Source organism: Oleiphilus sp. HI0067 (assembly GCF_001635735.1).
In genome coordinates this window covers 19,083-34,821 of record NZ_LWFI01001366.1, presented here as the reverse complement: position 1 = coordinate 34,821, position 15,739 = coordinate 19,083, and the positions used below count along the sequence as shown (strand labels likewise).

The 15,739-nt window shown below is 44.3% G+C and carries 11 protein-coding genes; 7 read left to right on the top strand and 4 right to left on the bottom strand.

What is annotated here, in order from left to right:
• On the top strand, positions 1 to 541 hold a 541-nt coding region (locus A3739_RS21790; RefSeq protein ID WP_068502747.1), incomplete at its 5' end, for an acyl-CoA thioesterase II.
• Between the two features lie 282 nt (positions 542 to 823).
• On the opposite strand, the gene A3739_RS21785 is transcribed toward A3739_RS21790, so the two are convergent.
• On the bottom strand, positions 824 to 3,541 hold the full coding sequence (locus A3739_RS21785; RefSeq protein ID WP_068481329.1) for a LuxR C-terminal-related transcriptional regulator: 2,718 nt from the start codon (positions 3,539 to 3,541) through the stop codon (positions 824 to 826).
• A 103-nt stretch (positions 3,542 to 3,644) separates the two neighbouring features.
• Positions 3,645 to 4,442 carry a sulfite exporter TauE/SafE family protein gene (locus A3739_RS21780; protein WP_068481326.1) on the bottom strand — a complete coding sequence of 266 codons (798 nt, stop codon included), beginning with the start codon at positions 4,440 to 4,442 and terminating at the stop codon, positions 3,645 to 3,647.
• 130 nt (positions 4,443 to 4,572) lie between these two features.
• Here A3739_RS21780 and cysB point away from each other — a divergent pair, with 130 nt between their 5' ends.
• On the top strand, positions 4,573 to 5,556 hold the full coding sequence (cysB, locus tag A3739_RS21775) for an HTH-type transcriptional regulator CysB (protein ID WP_068478321.1): 984 nt from the start codon (positions 4,573 to 4,575) through the stop codon (positions 5,554 to 5,556).
• A gap of 17 nt (positions 5,557 to 5,573) precedes the next feature.
• Here cysB and A3739_RS21770 read toward each other — a convergent pair whose 3' ends face one another.
• Positions 5,574 to 6,314, bottom strand: coding sequence for a phosphoadenylyl-sulfate reductase (locus A3739_RS21770; RefSeq protein ID WP_082878541.1), 741 nt, complete (start codon positions 6,312 to 6,314; stop codon positions 5,574 to 5,576).
• A gap of 128 nt (positions 6,315 to 6,442) precedes the next feature.
• Between A3739_RS21770 and thrH the strand changes: the two genes are divergently transcribed.
• On the top strand, positions 6,443 to 7,057 hold the full coding sequence (thrH, locus tag A3739_RS21765) for a bifunctional phosphoserine phosphatase/homoserine phosphotransferase ThrH (RefSeq protein WP_068477460.1): 615 nt from the start codon (positions 6,443 to 6,445) through the stop codon (positions 7,055 to 7,057).
• 19 nt (positions 7,058 to 7,076) lie between these two features.
• On the top strand, positions 7,077 to 7,919 hold the full coding sequence (rluB, locus tag A3739_RS21760; protein WP_068478323.1) for a 23S rRNA pseudouridine(2605) synthase RluB: 843 nt from the start codon (positions 7,077 to 7,079) through the stop codon (positions 7,917 to 7,919).
• 15 nt (positions 7,920 to 7,934) lie between these two features.
• Here rluB and A3739_RS21755 read toward each other — a convergent pair whose 3' ends face one another.
• Entirely contained in the window at positions 7,935 to 8,897 is a 963-nt protein-coding gene (locus A3739_RS21755; protein ID WP_068478325.1) for a GGDEF domain-containing protein, read from the bottom strand.
• Between the two features lie 260 nt (positions 8,898 to 9,157).
• Here A3739_RS21755 and smc point away from each other — a divergent pair, with 260 nt between their 5' ends.
• From smc to ligA, 3 genes are all read left to right on the top strand, one after another.
• Positions 9,158 to 12,658 carry a chromosome segregation protein SMC gene (smc, locus tag A3739_RS21750; RefSeq protein WP_068502744.1) on the top strand — a complete coding sequence of 1,167 codons (3,501 nt, stop codon included), beginning with the start codon at positions 9,158 to 9,160 and terminating at the stop codon, positions 12,656 to 12,658.
• A 137-nt stretch (positions 12,659 to 12,795) separates the two neighbouring features.
• Positions 12,796 to 13,641, top strand: coding sequence for a cell division protein ZipA (gene zipA / locus A3739_RS21745; RefSeq protein ID WP_068478329.1), 846 nt, complete (start codon positions 12,796 to 12,798; stop codon positions 13,639 to 13,641).
• 9 nt (positions 13,642 to 13,650) lie between these two features.
• Entirely contained in the window at positions 13,651 to 15,654 is a 2,004-nt protein-coding gene (gene ligA, locus A3739_RS21740) for an NAD-dependent DNA ligase LigA (RefSeq protein WP_068478331.1), read from the top strand.
• Positions 15,655 to 15,739: the final 85 nt, after the last annotated feature.

Below are 15,739 nucleotides of genomic sequence, written 5' to 3'. Positions count from 1 at the left end.
GCATGTCGTTGGAAAAGGCGTGCAGGATGGTCAGGTGAAGGTCCTTATTCAAGGGAGCTTTGGTGCCTCAAGAGAGTCTGCAATTCATGTCGCCGCAGAGCCTTTAGTGTTGACAGGGGGTGTTGATCAGACACAGAAGCTTTCGTATATCAAAGACATGATTCCCGAATTTACAAAGCACTTTGATTTTAGGTATTTGACTAAATTTCCATTCGCGGGCTCAGATGAAACCTCTCTCGAAGGCTATGTTCGTTTTTCTGAAGAGCCAGAATCCGTGAGTGAAGCGCATTTATTAGGTTTGATTGATGCGTGGCCCCCAACAACCCTGCCTATGATGAAAAAGCTATGCATGGCGAGTTCTCTTAGTTGGACGGTCGAATTCATTCAGCCATACCAAGCACCCCGTGGAGATGAGTATATTGGTTACAAGGCCGATATTGTGGATTCGCAAGACGGTTATGCCTATGCACGAGCAAAAGTGGCGAACGATAAAGGTGAGTTAATTGCCATTAGTCAACAAACAGTAACGCATTTTGGCTAGCTTGTTCTTAGCGTCTAACTGAGCATAAAAAAGGCAAAAAAAAAGCGGTAGTTAGTGCCGAACTTACTAACTACCGCTGCAATGTAGGGCAATATGCCCTGATCGGAAATGCTGGTTGAGGAGAAAGGCCTGAATTCTCGCCTCAACACAATGTGTTTCGATGGGTTTAATATTAGGGGCGTAGGGGGCGTAATTTAATCGTCCTAAGGGAGTAGTCCCTTTGTGAAAAGCCGTAAAAGTGTGATTTTTTTCTCACTTTTAGATGATTTTAAAGACTTTTCCCTAAATAACTTCTAGTTGACGGGCTTTTGAAAGTGCCTCTGTGCGGCTTTTTGCACCAATCTTTCCGTAGATGTTTCGAATGTGGGCTTTTACTGTCGCTGGTGCGAGTGATAATTTTTGTGCAATTTCTTTATTTGCTAAGCCTTGGTCTATCAATCTGATCACTTCTAGCTCGCGCTGACTTAAGGGTTCGAGCAGTTTAAGATTTCCTTCTAACGCCGCTGCACCCGGAAGCTGTGTCTGACCACTTGTTTGCGCGGCTTTTACGCCCAGTTCTTCACTGAGCTTTTTCAGAAAGGCATCGGGAATATTGGCGGGTTTACATAGCGCAAGGACATTCGGAGTGTCTTCATCCTCGTGTACAAAGACACGAGTCATTCCTTCCCGTCCTGCAAGCGTGAGCGCTTCGGTAATAGCTTCTGCTGCTTCATCATTGTGTTTTGATTTGAACAGGCATAATGCTTTGATAAGCAGTGCTTGGATTAAATGATAAGTATGATTTAGGTCTCTCGCTTGGATTGCGATACGCTCGCATATTTCTAGCGCAAGGGCACTGTGCTTTTGTTTCAGATATAAGCGCGCTTTGCTTAGATTGATATCTTCAAAATTTAGGGGCAGCTCGTTGATCGCCTCTGCGTCGATAGATTCCAGCACGACGTTGGCACCTTCAAGATTATTTATGGCGACAAGGCAACGCGCTTTCATCGCTCTTAAACTCGGGGGCGTATACATCATCGCGTCTTTTTTGTGTTCATAGACGTTGATGGCATCATCTAGGCGTTCTATCGCTTCGATAAACTCGCCTTTCGAAAACAATACATTAGCTTGCGTGTATTGAATTAAGATATGCAGGCCGGGCTCTGTTCCGATATTGATGTGCTTCAGCAAGGGGTTAATGTAGGCCGACGAAATAGTAATCTCACCTCGTTCGAGGTAGATCATCGCCAGAATACTGTTTTGCCAACACGATAAAATTCTTGGTTGTGATGGATCGTGGAAGCTATCTATCCAGTGTTGATTCTGCATTCCCGTTTCAAGCGCCGCATCAAGTTTGCCTTGGTAGTAGTAGATCCAACCAAGTAAACCGCTACTAGAAAGCACGGTCGTGTATTTCTTTTCTCGCTTGCCGTGCTCTATAGCTGCTTTTAAAGCTGTCTCAGCAGACTCTAAATCACCCACCGTGAAGCTGTCTAAGCCAATTCCATAGTATGTCACTGATTTGAGTGGCATATTAGTGCTGTCTAATTCCTCTAATACCTGCTTAGTCAGCTGACTAGCGCCACGTAGATCTGATTGCGAACGGGCGATATAAGAGCGAATTAATGAGATTTCGCTATGCAGATCAACAAGCTCGTCAGTACTGGTCTCTATGTTTGCTAGACGCTGTTGATCGATTAATGCTTCTAATTCATCAAGCAGAGGTTGGATGACCTCGATTTTATTACTGAAAAATAGGGCCCAAATTCTCAATAGAAGAATTCTGGGTGAGCGAGATTTGAGTTGCTCTGGAATGGCAGCTATCCATTCGAGCATCGGCAGATGATGCCCTTCATGAATTAAATTGTTGCCGTTGCTTTCAAGTAGTCTTGCTAGAAGTTCCCACTCTTGAAGAAGCACAGCTTGTTCGATGGCTTCATGTGGTTGGTTATGCTCGATGAGCCAGTCTATAGCGCGAGTTTGTAGCTCAATTAGATGTGCTTTTTGGTTCTTTCGTAATCGTTTGAATAGTGAGTCTCTAAACATCTCGTGGTAGCGAAACCACTCACCTTGGCTATCTAGCGGGATCAGGAAAAGATTTTTTTGTTCGAGTTCTTGCAGTATTTCTCGACTATTGTTCGTTCCGCGGATGTAGTCGCATAGCTCAGCGTTTAAGCGCAGTAAGCAAGAGGAGTCTAGTAAAAAGCTTTGGGTCTCTTCAGGCTGCAACCCGAGAATTTCACTTAACACATAATCTGAAAAATGACGTTCGTCAGCCAGTAATTTCTTCGTACTAATATAGGCTTGTTCGTTATCTGGCTTACCTGATGCAGACAAGGCTGTCAGCTGCATTGCTGCAATCCAGCCTTCTGTCCGTTGAAATATGTCTTGGATTTGTTTGTCGGTAAATGCAAGTGACATGTAGTCTTTGAAAAAAGCTTTTGACTCGTCATAGCTGAATACGAGATCAGAGGCGTACATTGCGTCTACCCAATTTTTGACGCTCCAGCGAGATATCGGCAATGCAGGTTCAAACCGAGATGTAAGAATGATTTCTACATTAGGTGGAATAAAGTCAACTAAGTAAGCAAAGCTGCGCAAGATTTCTGGGTCGGTAATATTATGAAAATCGTCGAGAACTACAGATAATTCGTTACCGGCCATAGACCATGTTGTTAACTCGTTAACGAGAGAGGTTACGACGGCTTCGCTTGGTTGATGCTCAGAAATTAATTGATTGGCTTCTTCACCGAAATTATCAATTGCGGTCGCAATACTGCCGATTACATATTGCCAGAATCTCTGGGCATTATTGTCGTGTTCATCTATTGAGAGCCAACTAACACGGCGGTCTTGCTGGTGCAGCCACTGTAAAATCAGGGTTGTTTTGCCGTATCCAGCAGGAGCAGATACAAGTACTAATTTTCTTGCGGATCGAGAAATAAGACGGTCTAACAATCTAGGACGTGAGACACTCTTAGGATTAAATGCGGGAGCAAGGAATTTAGTTGTGAGTAGCATTTTGGCTATGTTTTAACTCTCAGAAAACGTGACAAATACTGCGAAACTATATCCTATGGCATTGTCTCAAAAAGTAAACTTAATCACCGTTCATGAGAGAGACTTAAAAGAACGCGTATTTCATTCCGATACCCAGCAATAACATTGCAAGAATTGGCTGCAAGATGTTGCCTGGTAAACGTTTGCTGTATTTAGACCCCCAGAATATCGCCGGGATTGATCCGCAAAGCAATGACGCGAGAAGTACGAAATCGATGTGGCCTAATTGCATGTGGCCAAGGCCGGCCATAAGTGTGAGCGGGACGGCATGAGCGATATCGGTACCAATAATGGTTACCGGGCTCATGCGTGGATACAAAATCATTAATATGGCCGCGCCAAATGCTCCGGCGCCCACAGAAGAAAGGGTGACGCACACGCCTAAAAATACGCCCATTGAAACCGTTAGTATGGTTTTATGCTTTTCAACCCATGCAGATTGTCCTGCGCTCAATGAGGTTGATTTAAGTATTCTGCCTTTGAGCAGAATTATGAACGCGGTGAACATCAACATAATACCCAGCGAGGTTAATAATATGTGTTGATATTTTTCGATGTCGCCAAAGACGTATTTAAGAACAAAGATCGTGATGATGGAGGCGGGTATGCTCCCGGCTCCAAGCGTAAAGACAACACGCCAATTAATGGTTTGTTGTTTCGCATGCGCAATAATGCCACCCGCTTTGGTGCCGGCGGCATAGAATAAATCAGTTCCAATCGCGATATGCGGTGGGTAATTGAAGAGAATGAGCAGGGGTGTCATGAGTGATCCGCCACCGACGCCCGTAAGGCCAACGAGGAATCCGACACCGGCTCCAGCCAGAACATATTGCAAAAAATCGGCTAAGGCCACAAATTCCATATTTTTTAGTCTATATTGTTAGCGGTCTGATAGAGCTTGAGTGAAAGAGTAATATATAGGATGTTTTTATTCTTCAAAATAATAATTACTTATAGCTTTATAATCGAATGTTTTATCAAGGGATGAAAAAATGAAGCTACAGCAGTTGAGATATATTTGGGAAGTTGCCCATCATGATCTAAATGTCTCGGCAACAGCGCAGAGTTTATTTACGTCACAACCAGGGATTAGTAAGCAGATTCGTTTGCTTGAGGATGAATTGGGCGTAGAGGTATTTTCAAGAAGCGGTAAGCACCTAACGCGAATAACGCCGGCCGGCGAGAAAATTTTGGCGGTTGCGGGTGATATTTTGTCGCATGTTGAAAATATAAAGAAGATTGCAAACGAATTTAACGACAACCGTACAGGTGAGTTGACCGTTGCGACGACTCATACTCAGGCTAGATACGTCTTGCCACCGATTATAAGCAGGTTTATGAAGCGTTATCCTGATGTTTCATTGCACATGCATCAAGGTACTCCAGCGCAGATTTCTGAAATGTGCTCTGACGGTGCGGTTGATTGTGCGATCGCAACGGAAGCACTTAGCCAACATTCTGATTTGATTATGATGCCATGCTATCGATGGAATCGCGTCGTTGTATTGCCTAAAGATCATCCTTTGCTCTCTGAGTCGACATTGACGCTTGAGAAACTAGCGCAGCATCCAATCGTTACCTATGTGCTTGGTTTTACTGGTAGAGAGAAGTTGGATCAGGCATTCGCAGCGGCTGGTTTAGAGCCGAATGTGGTGTTTACCGCTTCTGATGCGGATGTTATCAAAACCTACGTGCGGCTCGGTTTGGGCGTCGGTATCATTGCGTCAATGGCATTTGATCCTGTTAGAGACTCAGATTTGGTGGCGATTCCAGCCACGGATTTATTCCCAGATGCCGTAACAAGCATTGCGTTGCGCAAAGGGACTTTTATGCGTGGGTTTATGTATGAGTTTTTGGCGGAGTTTGCGCCGCATCTGACGCGCGATTTAGTTGACGAGGCATTCTACAGTCATGCTCATCGTGAGGATGTTGGTCAGGTGTTCGAGGGAATTGAAATCCCTCGATATTCAACTTAGCGTTCGAAAAGGGCGGTTTACTTAATGTGCAGGCCGCATTCCTTTTGAGTTTCTTCTTCCCACCACCAACGGCCTTCTCTTTCGTGTTGGTTGGGAAGTACAGGTCGTGTGCAAGGCTCACAGCCAATACTAATAAAGCCTTTTTGGTGAAGTTCATTAGTTGGCACTTCACTCATTCTTAAATAATCCCACACTTCTTTTGATGACCAATTCGCTAAAGGATTGAACTTAACTAGAATTCCTCCTTCTTTGGCATTGGCGTTATCTAGTTCAACTACGGCAACTTCTGATCGCGTGCCAGGGCTCTGATCTTTTCGTTGACCTGTGATCCATGCATCTAAGGTGGCAAGTTTTCTACGCAGTGGACGAACCTTTCGAATAGAACAACATTCTTTGTGCCCATCTTCGTAAAAACTAAACAGGCCTTTTTCTTTTACGAATGCTTCTAGTTCATCTTGATTCGGTGCCATGATTTCAATGTCGATGCCATAATGCTTTCGCACTTGATCGATGAAGCGATAGGTCTCTGGATGCAGGCGACCTGTATCAAGGCTGAACACCTTGAGGTCATCGGTCAATTTGTGAGACAGCTCAATGAGTGCAACATCCTCAGCTCCGCTGAAAGAGATCGCCGCGTTGCTGAAGTTTGAAAGCGCAAATTTTAAGATCGCGCGAGGCGACATTTCTGCGAGTTCAGCGTTAAGTTCAGCAATTGCTTCGGGAGTAACTGTTTTTGGTTTGCTGAAATCTATGCCCATGTTGGCTTGTCCTGCAGGAAAGTTATAAAGCGTTGGATTTTATCGATCATTTATCAATATGCAAGCGCAGGCCTTTTCGTTAGAATGGCGCGCAAATTTTTATGAAGAATAAGTCGGAGTATTAAACCGTGGAATTAGTTTGTCTTGATCTTGAAGGGGTATTGATCCCAGAAATTTGGATTGCCTTTGCTGAAAAAACAGGAATTGAAGAGTTAAAAGCAACGACGCGAGATATTCCTGACTACGATGTGCTTATGCAGCAGCGTCTTCGTATATTAGATGAGCATGGTTATGGTCTTAAGGAGATTCAAGAAGTCATCGATACGCTTGATCCTTTGCCTGGCGCGAAAGAGTTTGTTGAATGGCTAAATCAACGTTTTCAATTGATTATCCTATCCGACACGTTTTACGAGTTTGGTATGCCGTTTATGGCTAAGCTTGGTTTTCCAACGCTGTTCTGCCATAAGTTAGAGGTGAATGAAGAAGGTAAGATTACGGATTACCTATTGCGTCAGAAAGATCCTAAGCGTCAGTCCGTTCGCGCATTTCAGTTATTAAATTATCGTGTGATTGCTGCGGGTGACTCCTATAATGATACGACAATGCTCAAGCAGTCTGAGGCCGGTATTTTATTTAAGTCTCCTCAAAACGTAATTGATGAGTTTCCTCAATTCCCTGCTGTGCACACTTATGAAGATTTAAAGGCTGAGATTGTGAAAGCTAGCCTTACACAGTCTTCTTAATTTTAATTGGGAGTATTGAATGTCTGAGCCTTCAGGCGAACGAATTCAGAAAGTCCTTGCGCAAGCAGGTTTGGGGTCACGTCGTGAAATCGAACGATGGATTGCGCAGGGTAGAGTGAGCGTTAATGGTGAGACGGTGACTTTGGGTGCTCGTCTTATCCCTTCTGATGCCGTCAGAGTAGATGGTAAGCCAGTTAAGCTTAATGTTGAGACTGCATCTGATCAGCGGGTGATTGTTTATAGCAAGCCTGAGGGTGTTATATGCTCACGTTCTGATCCCGAGGGGCGTCCGACTGTTTTTCAGAATTTACCACGCTTGAGAAATCAGCGATGGATTTCCGTTGGTCGTCTTGATATCAACACGAGCGGCTTGCTTATCCTTACTACTGACGGTGAGCTTGCAAACAGGCTAATGCATCCGTCTTATGGTGTTGATCGTGAATACGCAGTACGGATTCATGGGCAGGTCGATGATGAGATGATCGCTCGTCTTAAAGAAGGTGTACTGCTTGAAGATGGTGTTGCGAGATTTACGGATATACAGTCAGCAGGCGGAGACTCAACAAATCAGTGGTTTCATGTCGCGCTGATGGAAGGTCGTAATCGCGAAGTTAGGCGCCTTTGGGAATCTCAGGGTGTTCAGGTTAGTCGTTTGAAGCGTGTTCGTTATGGCTGTATTTTCTTGCCTAGCCGATTGAAAGTTGGTGCTTGGGAAGAGTTAAACAACAAGGAAATTAACGACCTTCGTTCTCTTGTCAATCTGCCTTCTATTCGTGTTAAAGCGAAAGATCCAAAGGTGCGTCAAGATGATCAGCGTCGTCAACGACGAGCGTTTAATTCTAAACCACCTCGTCGTCGTTAAGCAAAGAAGCCTTTGCTAGGCTTCTTTTGCTGATTGCTTGTATAGATCTTGCTGGGTTGTGAGTTCGTTGATCTGAACGGTATTGCGTCCCATCTTCTTAGCGGTATATAGCGCTTTGTCTGCGCGCGTTACAAAACTCTTTAGTGTTTCTTTATGGTCGAAGCTCGTACAGCCGAAGCTAGCTGTGAGTTTGATTGTCTTGTTAGCAACACTAAAATTGTGAGCCTCTATGATCTGTCTGAGTCGTTCTGCTGTAAGGGCTGCGCTGTTCGCGGAGCTGTCATCGAGTAATAGTAAAAACTCTTCCCCGCCATATCGGAAACTAAGATCAGTTTTACGAAAGTTCTCTGTAATTAGTGTTGCGAATTGCTGAAGTATTTCGTCGCCTGCAGAGTGGCCATATGTGTCATTAATGAGTTTAAAGCGATCGATATCGATCATAATGGCAGACAGTTCTTGTTGCTTACGTATGGCTCTTTCAGCTTCTCTGTGCAAGCTACTATCTAGAGCACGTTTGTTACCTAGCCCAGTCAATTGGTCGGAAAGCGCTGCATTGATGGCTTCCTGATACATCAAAGCATTCTTTAACGGGAACACTACTGTGCTTGCCATGAACTCGATAATTGAAATTTCATCATCAGAATAACGTTTCTTTCTGCATACGCTTAGTTTTCCGAGGCGAGTATTCTCAATAATCAGATTGAATTGGCAGTTGTGTGCCCCCGGATTTTCACCCAGGCAGTATGTGTTTTCGTTAGGTGCTTGATATCTAAGCTGGCCAACGTCCATTAGATTGCTAAGTTCGTCGTAAAAGATATCGGCAATGCTCGCAATATCTAAGGTAGTTTGTAGGCGTCTGATTGCGCGCGTGACTACATCATTGGTATCGACGATTTGGCGACTTAGGTCTTTATATGTGGATGCGACTCTAGCACGATTAAAATCGATTGGTTCTGCTGCTTTTTCGTTGCCGTCCATAAAACTGCCTCTAAACTTCTGTTTTGGGTTTGATCAGAGCTGTTAAGCGAGGCGCGTGCCATAAAGAAATTTTATAATTATATCAGTAAGTTATCGTTATTGTGATAGTTTGAGTGTCAAAAAATCGGCGACATGCATCCGCTTTTTTATATTGCGAGTGTTAAAAAACTGGCGTATCGATTTGATAGCTTGCAAGACGCTGCGTAATTTCGGAACATGTGGCAACTAATAACGAATAATATTCTGGATACGCTTTTTTAATGCGCCTTAAGTCAATCAAGCTGGTCGGCTTCAAGTCTTTTGTTGATTCGACGGTTGTTCCTTTTCCTACAAACATGACCGCAATCGTTGGTCCAAACGGTTGTGGGAAATCTAACGTTATTGATGCTGTTCGCTGGGTAATGGGCGAGAGCTCGGCTAAGCACTTACGTGGCGAGTCGATGACAGATGTTATTTTTAATGGTTCTACACATCGTCAGCCGGTAGGAAAGGCCTCTATTGAGTTGCTATTTGACAATAGTGAAGGGCCGTTGGTTGGTGAGCATGCAGCATTTACTGAAATCTCTATCAAGCGTCAGGTCACGAGAGAGGGTGTATCTCAATACTACCTAAATGGCGCAAAGTGTCGTCGTCGAGATGTAACGGATATCTTTCTCGGTACAGGCATGGGGCCTAGAAGTTATGCCATTATTGAACAGGGAATGATCTCCCGCTTGATCGAGAGTAAGCCCGAAGAGTTGCGCGTTTATCTAGAAGAAGCTGCAGGTATCTCCAAGTACAAGGAAAGGCGGCGAGAAACCGAAAATCGAATGCGCCGGACCACTGAAAATTTGGATCGACTAACGGATATTCGAGAGGAGTTGTCTAAGCAACTCGAAACACTCAAGCGTCAAGCGAATGCTGCTGAACGATACAAAGGGTTCAAGGCAAATGAACGTGCGCTGAAGGCAAAAATATCTGCTTTGCAGTGGCTAGGTTTGGATGAGCAAAAACAGGAGTTGGAGATTAAGTCGGCTCGTTGTGAGTCGGCGGTCGAAAGCTTGGTGCTTGATAAGGCAACTGGGCAATCAAAAATTGAGGTGTTGCGTTCGAATATAGAAGAGTCTGCCGAAGCGATGCAATCGGTGCAGGCTCGTTACTATCAATCTGGCGCCGAGATCGCAAAGATCGAGCAAGAGTTGAAATTTGAGAGTCAGCGTCTGCAACGAGCTGAGTCTGAACGCATTCGTCTTACTGAGCAGATACGTCTTGCTGAAGATCGCTTGCGGCAAGGGTTGGAAGAAAGAGAGCTTGTTTCCGAAAGTATCGCTGAGATAGAGCCCGAAATTGAGATCGTGATTGAGCAGCAAGAGGCGGCTGAATTAAAGCTTGAAGAATCTGAGATGGCGTACGCCTCTTGGTTAGATCTTAATCAGCAAATGCAAGAAGCTTACACGGATACGCGACATAGTGTGGAGGATGCGAAGTCGAACTTGTCGCGTTTCCAGCGCGAAGCAGATCAAGCAAAGGAACGCGTTGCTTCACTTGATGATGACAAAAATCGCCTTTCAGAAGAATTGGATGTGTTGGGCTATCAAGGTGTGGGTGAAGAGTTAGCTGAGTTGACGTGCGTTTTGGAAGAATCTGAATCAAGCGTTCTCGCTAGGCAAGAAGATGTTGAAAGGCTTGAGGCCGTTGTCCAAGAAAGTCGTGAAGCGACTGCAGAACGAAAAAGTGAAATTGCCCAGAAGCAGGCAGAATTGGTTTCATTAGAAACGATTCAGCGCGATGTAGTATCTAAAGGTAATGTTGGCGCAGGTCTAACTGATCTGCATGCTAAGGCTAAAGGCGAGCTTGAAACCTTAATAGAATCAATTCAGGTCGAGCCAGTATGGGCGCCTGTCATTGAGGGTTTGCTTGGGGATCGGCTATACGCCTATTTATCTAACGATGAAAAAATGGCCGGCTATCTCTTAGATCGCTCTGATATTACTTTCGCTTTATTTTCGAATGAGCAGGCAAGCTATCAAGTTAACGATGGCTCTTTGGCAGAAAAAGTCGAAGGGTGTTCTGCGTTGATTCCGTTTTTGAATCGTTATATTTGTGCTGCGAATTCTAGCGAAGCCTTTTCTACTCGTTCTCAGCTAGAACTTGGTCAAGAATTCGTGACCACTGAAGGTGTATTGATAGGTCGGGATAGTGTTCAATATCTTGCCTTGAGTGCAATTGATGATGGTGTTGTCGTTCGTCAAAAACGAATAGATAGCTTGGTTGATGAGCTGAGTATTGCAGATGATGACGTGGCTAGATTGGAGGCGGGGCTTCAGGCTAATCTGAATGATTTGGCTGCGGCTAAAACTTCGTTAGTCGATGCTCGGGCAATAGAGCAGAGTGCTCTTAAGCGTCACGCGCAATTAGTTGCTGATGAGCGGGGGGCGAAAATCAAGCGTGAGCAACTTCAGCTGCGTATAGCTCGGATAGATGATGATTTGAATTCTGAAAGAGAGCGTTTTGCCCAAAGTTCTGAGCAAATTGAAGCGTGTGAGCAAGAGTTGTCAATATTATCTGAGGTTTTGGAGAGCGCATCTGAAAAAAGAGAGCTTGGAGAAGGTGACAAAGAGCGTTTGAAAAATGCGATATCTGAGTCGCGAGCGCAGGTTCAGGATTTAGCTTCAGTGTTAATGAGGTTGCGGTCTGATCAGCAAGGTTTTCGAAATCGCTTAGAGTTGCTAAATCAAACTCTTGATGGGCAAGTAGTTGAGATTGAGAGGTTTAACGAGGCGGTCTTAAATATTGATTTCGAGCCTGGCGATGAAGATTTGATTGAGGGTTTAGAGTCCCGCTTGCAGGATGAATTAGTCGCTCATGAGCGTGATCAGAAGCGGCTTGGGCAGGTGCGAACAGAGCACGAGGCGTTCCAAGGTCAATTGCGTGATTTGGAACAGGCAAGGGAGCGCTCTGAGACAGACTTGCTGCATGTTCGAGAAAAGCTAGAGCGGGTGCGTTTGAGGATTCAAGCATTTGCTTTAGAGCAAGATCAATGTTTCCAAAATGTGCTGGAGCAGGGTTTTGTGTTTGAAGAGCTTGTTTCAGTGCTAGCTGATGAGGATGTTCAGCAAGATGCGTTGGTGAAAGATTTGGAGTCAATTGGACAAAAGATCGCTCGTTTGGGAGCGATTAACTTGGCTGCTGTCGAGGAGTATGAGACGCAGCTAGAGCGAAAGACGTATCTTGATGAGCAGAATGATGAGTTAATTGATGCCTTAGATGTGTTGACGCAAGCTATTCGAAAAATCGATAAAGAAACAAGGCATAGGTTTAAGCAAACTTATGATCGCGTCAATGCAGGTTTGCAGAATTTGTTTCCAAAGATATTTGGGGGTGGCAGCGCAAAACTTGAGCTGGCCGATTCGGATTTGCTTGAGACAGGGGTGAGTATTCTTGCTAGGCCTCCAGGAAAAAATAATTCAACGATACATCTCCTTTCTGGCGGTGAGAAAGCTTTGACAGCCCTTGCATTGATTTTTTCTATTTTCAAACTTAATCCAGCGCCATTCTGTATGTTGGATGAAGTAGATGCGCCTTTAGATGATGCGAATGTTGGGCGTTTTGCTCGACTTGTCAAAGAAATGTCCGATACCGTTCAGTTCATATATATATCGCATAATAAGGTTTCTATGGAGATGGCTGACCAGCTTATGGGGGTTACTATGCACGAGCCTGGAGTCTCTCGATTGGTGTCCGTGGATATTGATGCGGCTGCTCAGTTAGTCGACGCTTAAAAGGCTATCCAACAGTTAATTTAGGTTTAATCTTGAGCGTTGGTCTCCTTGTTGTTTTCTAGCTACTATATGCCTTGATAAAAAGGCTATCCTAGCCTTTATGTTCTCAGATTATCTATACGTGGAATGAGTTCTTAATGAGCCTTAGAGAGTGGTTAATTGTAGTTGGTGTCGTCATTATCTTAGGGATTTTGATCGATGGTCTTCGTAGAATGCGTCTCGCAAAACAAGACTCTCTTAAAATGTCCCGAGATTTAGGTGGGCAAATAGATTCTTCCCCCCTTGATGATGATTTTAATCCTGAGCTTCCTGGAGGCGGTGTTCGAGTTGTATCTGCAGGAGCGGATTCTGTTGATAGTGAACTTGATGAACAGAATTTACTGTCTATTTCGGCGCAAGACGATTCAGATTTATTTGAGCCTAAAGTTTCAATTGAATCGGATGAGTCTGAGATTGAGAAACCTTCTTCTAGCAAGCCTAAGCAAGCGAAAGCTAAGATTGATGCAACAACAAAGCCCAAAGAGGAAACTGTAGAATCAGACTCAGCAATCGATCATGAAGTCATCGTGATTAATGTTGATGCGCAACCAGGTCAAAATTTTGCGGGCGCAGATGTAAATAAACTTCTTGTAGCTTGTGGTATGAAACATGGCGAGATGTCTATTTTTCATCGACATGAAGAGGACTTGTTAAGTCCTATTCAATTTAGCGTCGCGAATGCTGTTGAGCCTGGATATTTTGATCCAGACAAGCTCGAGACCTTATCCACTCCGGGAGTAAGCTTCTTTATGAGTATTCCCGGACCAAAGAATTACTTGCAAGCTTTTGACTTTATGTATGAAACGGCGAAGTGCTTTGCAGATAATTTGCAAGGTGAGTTGAAGGACGAGCATCGCAGCGTATTGACTTCGCAGACTGTTGAACATTATAAGCAGAGAATTAGAGAGTTTGAGCGCAAGCAGTTGTGCAAAATGCGTCCTTAAGGTTGTTTCGTGTCATTCGATAAAATTCGAGATGAGATTGCAGAGTTATCTGAATCTCTAAATACCTATAATCGTCTTTATTATTTAGAAAGCGCTCCGACTATTAGCGATCAGGAATATGATCAGCTATTTCAACGACTCAGATCGCTCGAAGAAGAATATCCGGATCTAAAAAGATCAGATTCCCCTACTCAACGTGTGGGAAGTGCACCTTCTGGTGAGTTCTCGCAAATTGCTCATCGTATTCCAATGCTTTCACTCGATAATGCTTTTTCTAACGAGGATTTGCTGGATTTTTATAGTCGCATTGGTCAAAAAGTAGATGGTGAAGTTTCTTTGTTTGCCGAACCGAAGCTGGATGGTATTGCGGTTAGTCTGATGTATATCGACGGGGTTTTGGCTTATGGCGCCACGCGTGGTGATGGTCAAACAGGTGAAGATATTACTGCAAACGTTAAAACAATCTCGTCTATTCCTTTGCGTCTTTCAGGTGATGATCTTCCTAGTGAGTTGGAAGTGCGCGGTGAGATTTTTATGCCGCGTAGTGTATTTGATGAGCTCAATCTTGAGGCTCAGAAGCGTGAAGAAAAAGTATTCGTAAATCCACGCAATGCTGCATCGGGAAGTTTAAGGCAATTGGACTCGCGCATTACGGCTAAGCGAAAACTGATGATGAATGCTTACTCAGTGGGATATAGCTCAGAGCCAGATCGATATCGTCTTCATAGTGAATCTCTTTCTGATTTGCGGCGTTTAGGTTTTGTCATCAATCCATTGGTCGAATGTTTAGATTCGACAGAAGCTATCGGTAGTTATGTTCAGAAACTTACAGCCTTAAGATCTGAGCTTGATTACGAAATCGATGGCATTGTTTTTAAGGCGGATAAGCTGGCAGATCAGCAAACTCTTGGGTTTGTAGCCAGAGCTCCACGTTGGGCTATTGCATATAAATTTCCAGCTGAACAGGCAGAAACAACCTTAGAGGATGTGGAGTTCCAGGTTGGTCGAACTGGAGCAATTACACCTGTTGCGCGTTTGAGCCCCGTTTTTGTGGGTGGTGTGACGGTAAGTAATGCGACACTTCATAATATGGATGAAGTTGCACGTTTGGGGATCAAGATTGGCGATCGTGTTGCGATTCAGCGAGCGGGAGATGTGATTCCTAAAGTTGCCGCTCGAATAGGTGCGGGAGCCTTCGAAAGAAATATCGAGCTGCCTAGTCATTGCCCTGTTTGTTCGTCAGAGATTGAGCAAGAAGGCAGTATCGCCAGATGTTCTGGCGCGATGCTTTGTCCCGCGCAGCTCAAAGAATCAATTAAGCACTTTGTATCGCGAAAGGCATTTGATATTGATGGCTTGGGCGATAAATTGGTTGAACAGCTTGTCGATAAAGAATTTGTGCGATCGCCCATTGATATTTTTGATTTAAATACTCCTAACCTCGTGCTGTTGGAGCGTATGGGACAAAAAAGCGCTGAGAACTTAATTGTAGCGATTGAGTCCTCAAAGCAGATCGAATTATCCCGATTTATCTATGCGCTCGGAATAAGGGAAGTGGGAGAAACGACCGCGTCAACCATTGCGTGTGAGTTGGATGACGTTATGGGGCTCTTCTCGCTGACGCCAGATGTATTGGAATCTTTAGATGACATCGGTCCAATAGTTGCTCGCCATGTTATGGTTTTTACCTCAAATCAAGACAATCGTTCTCTTGTTCGGCGACTGCTCGAAAAAGGTGTTGAGTGTCAGATACCTAAGCAAGTACGGAAGTCTTCAGAGAATGTATTTGCTGGGAAGACGGTTGTGCTGACAGGAACTTTGCCAAACTATAGCCGTGATGAGTTAAAGGCTCTTCTCATTGAGGTTGGAGCAAAAGTGAGTGGTTCAGTTTCAAGCAAAACCGATTATTTAGTCGCGGGTGAGAAAGCGGGTTCTAAGCTAAAGAAAGCGACTGAACTCAATGTGCCAGTGCTGGATGAAGCTGCTGCCCTAGCGTTACTCAATCAAAACTGATCTTTATTGTGATGTAAGGGGCGTTTCTTATTGCCTCTTCTGTCAAACCTTTCTTTGTTTTTATAGTATTTGCATCGTTTAAGTT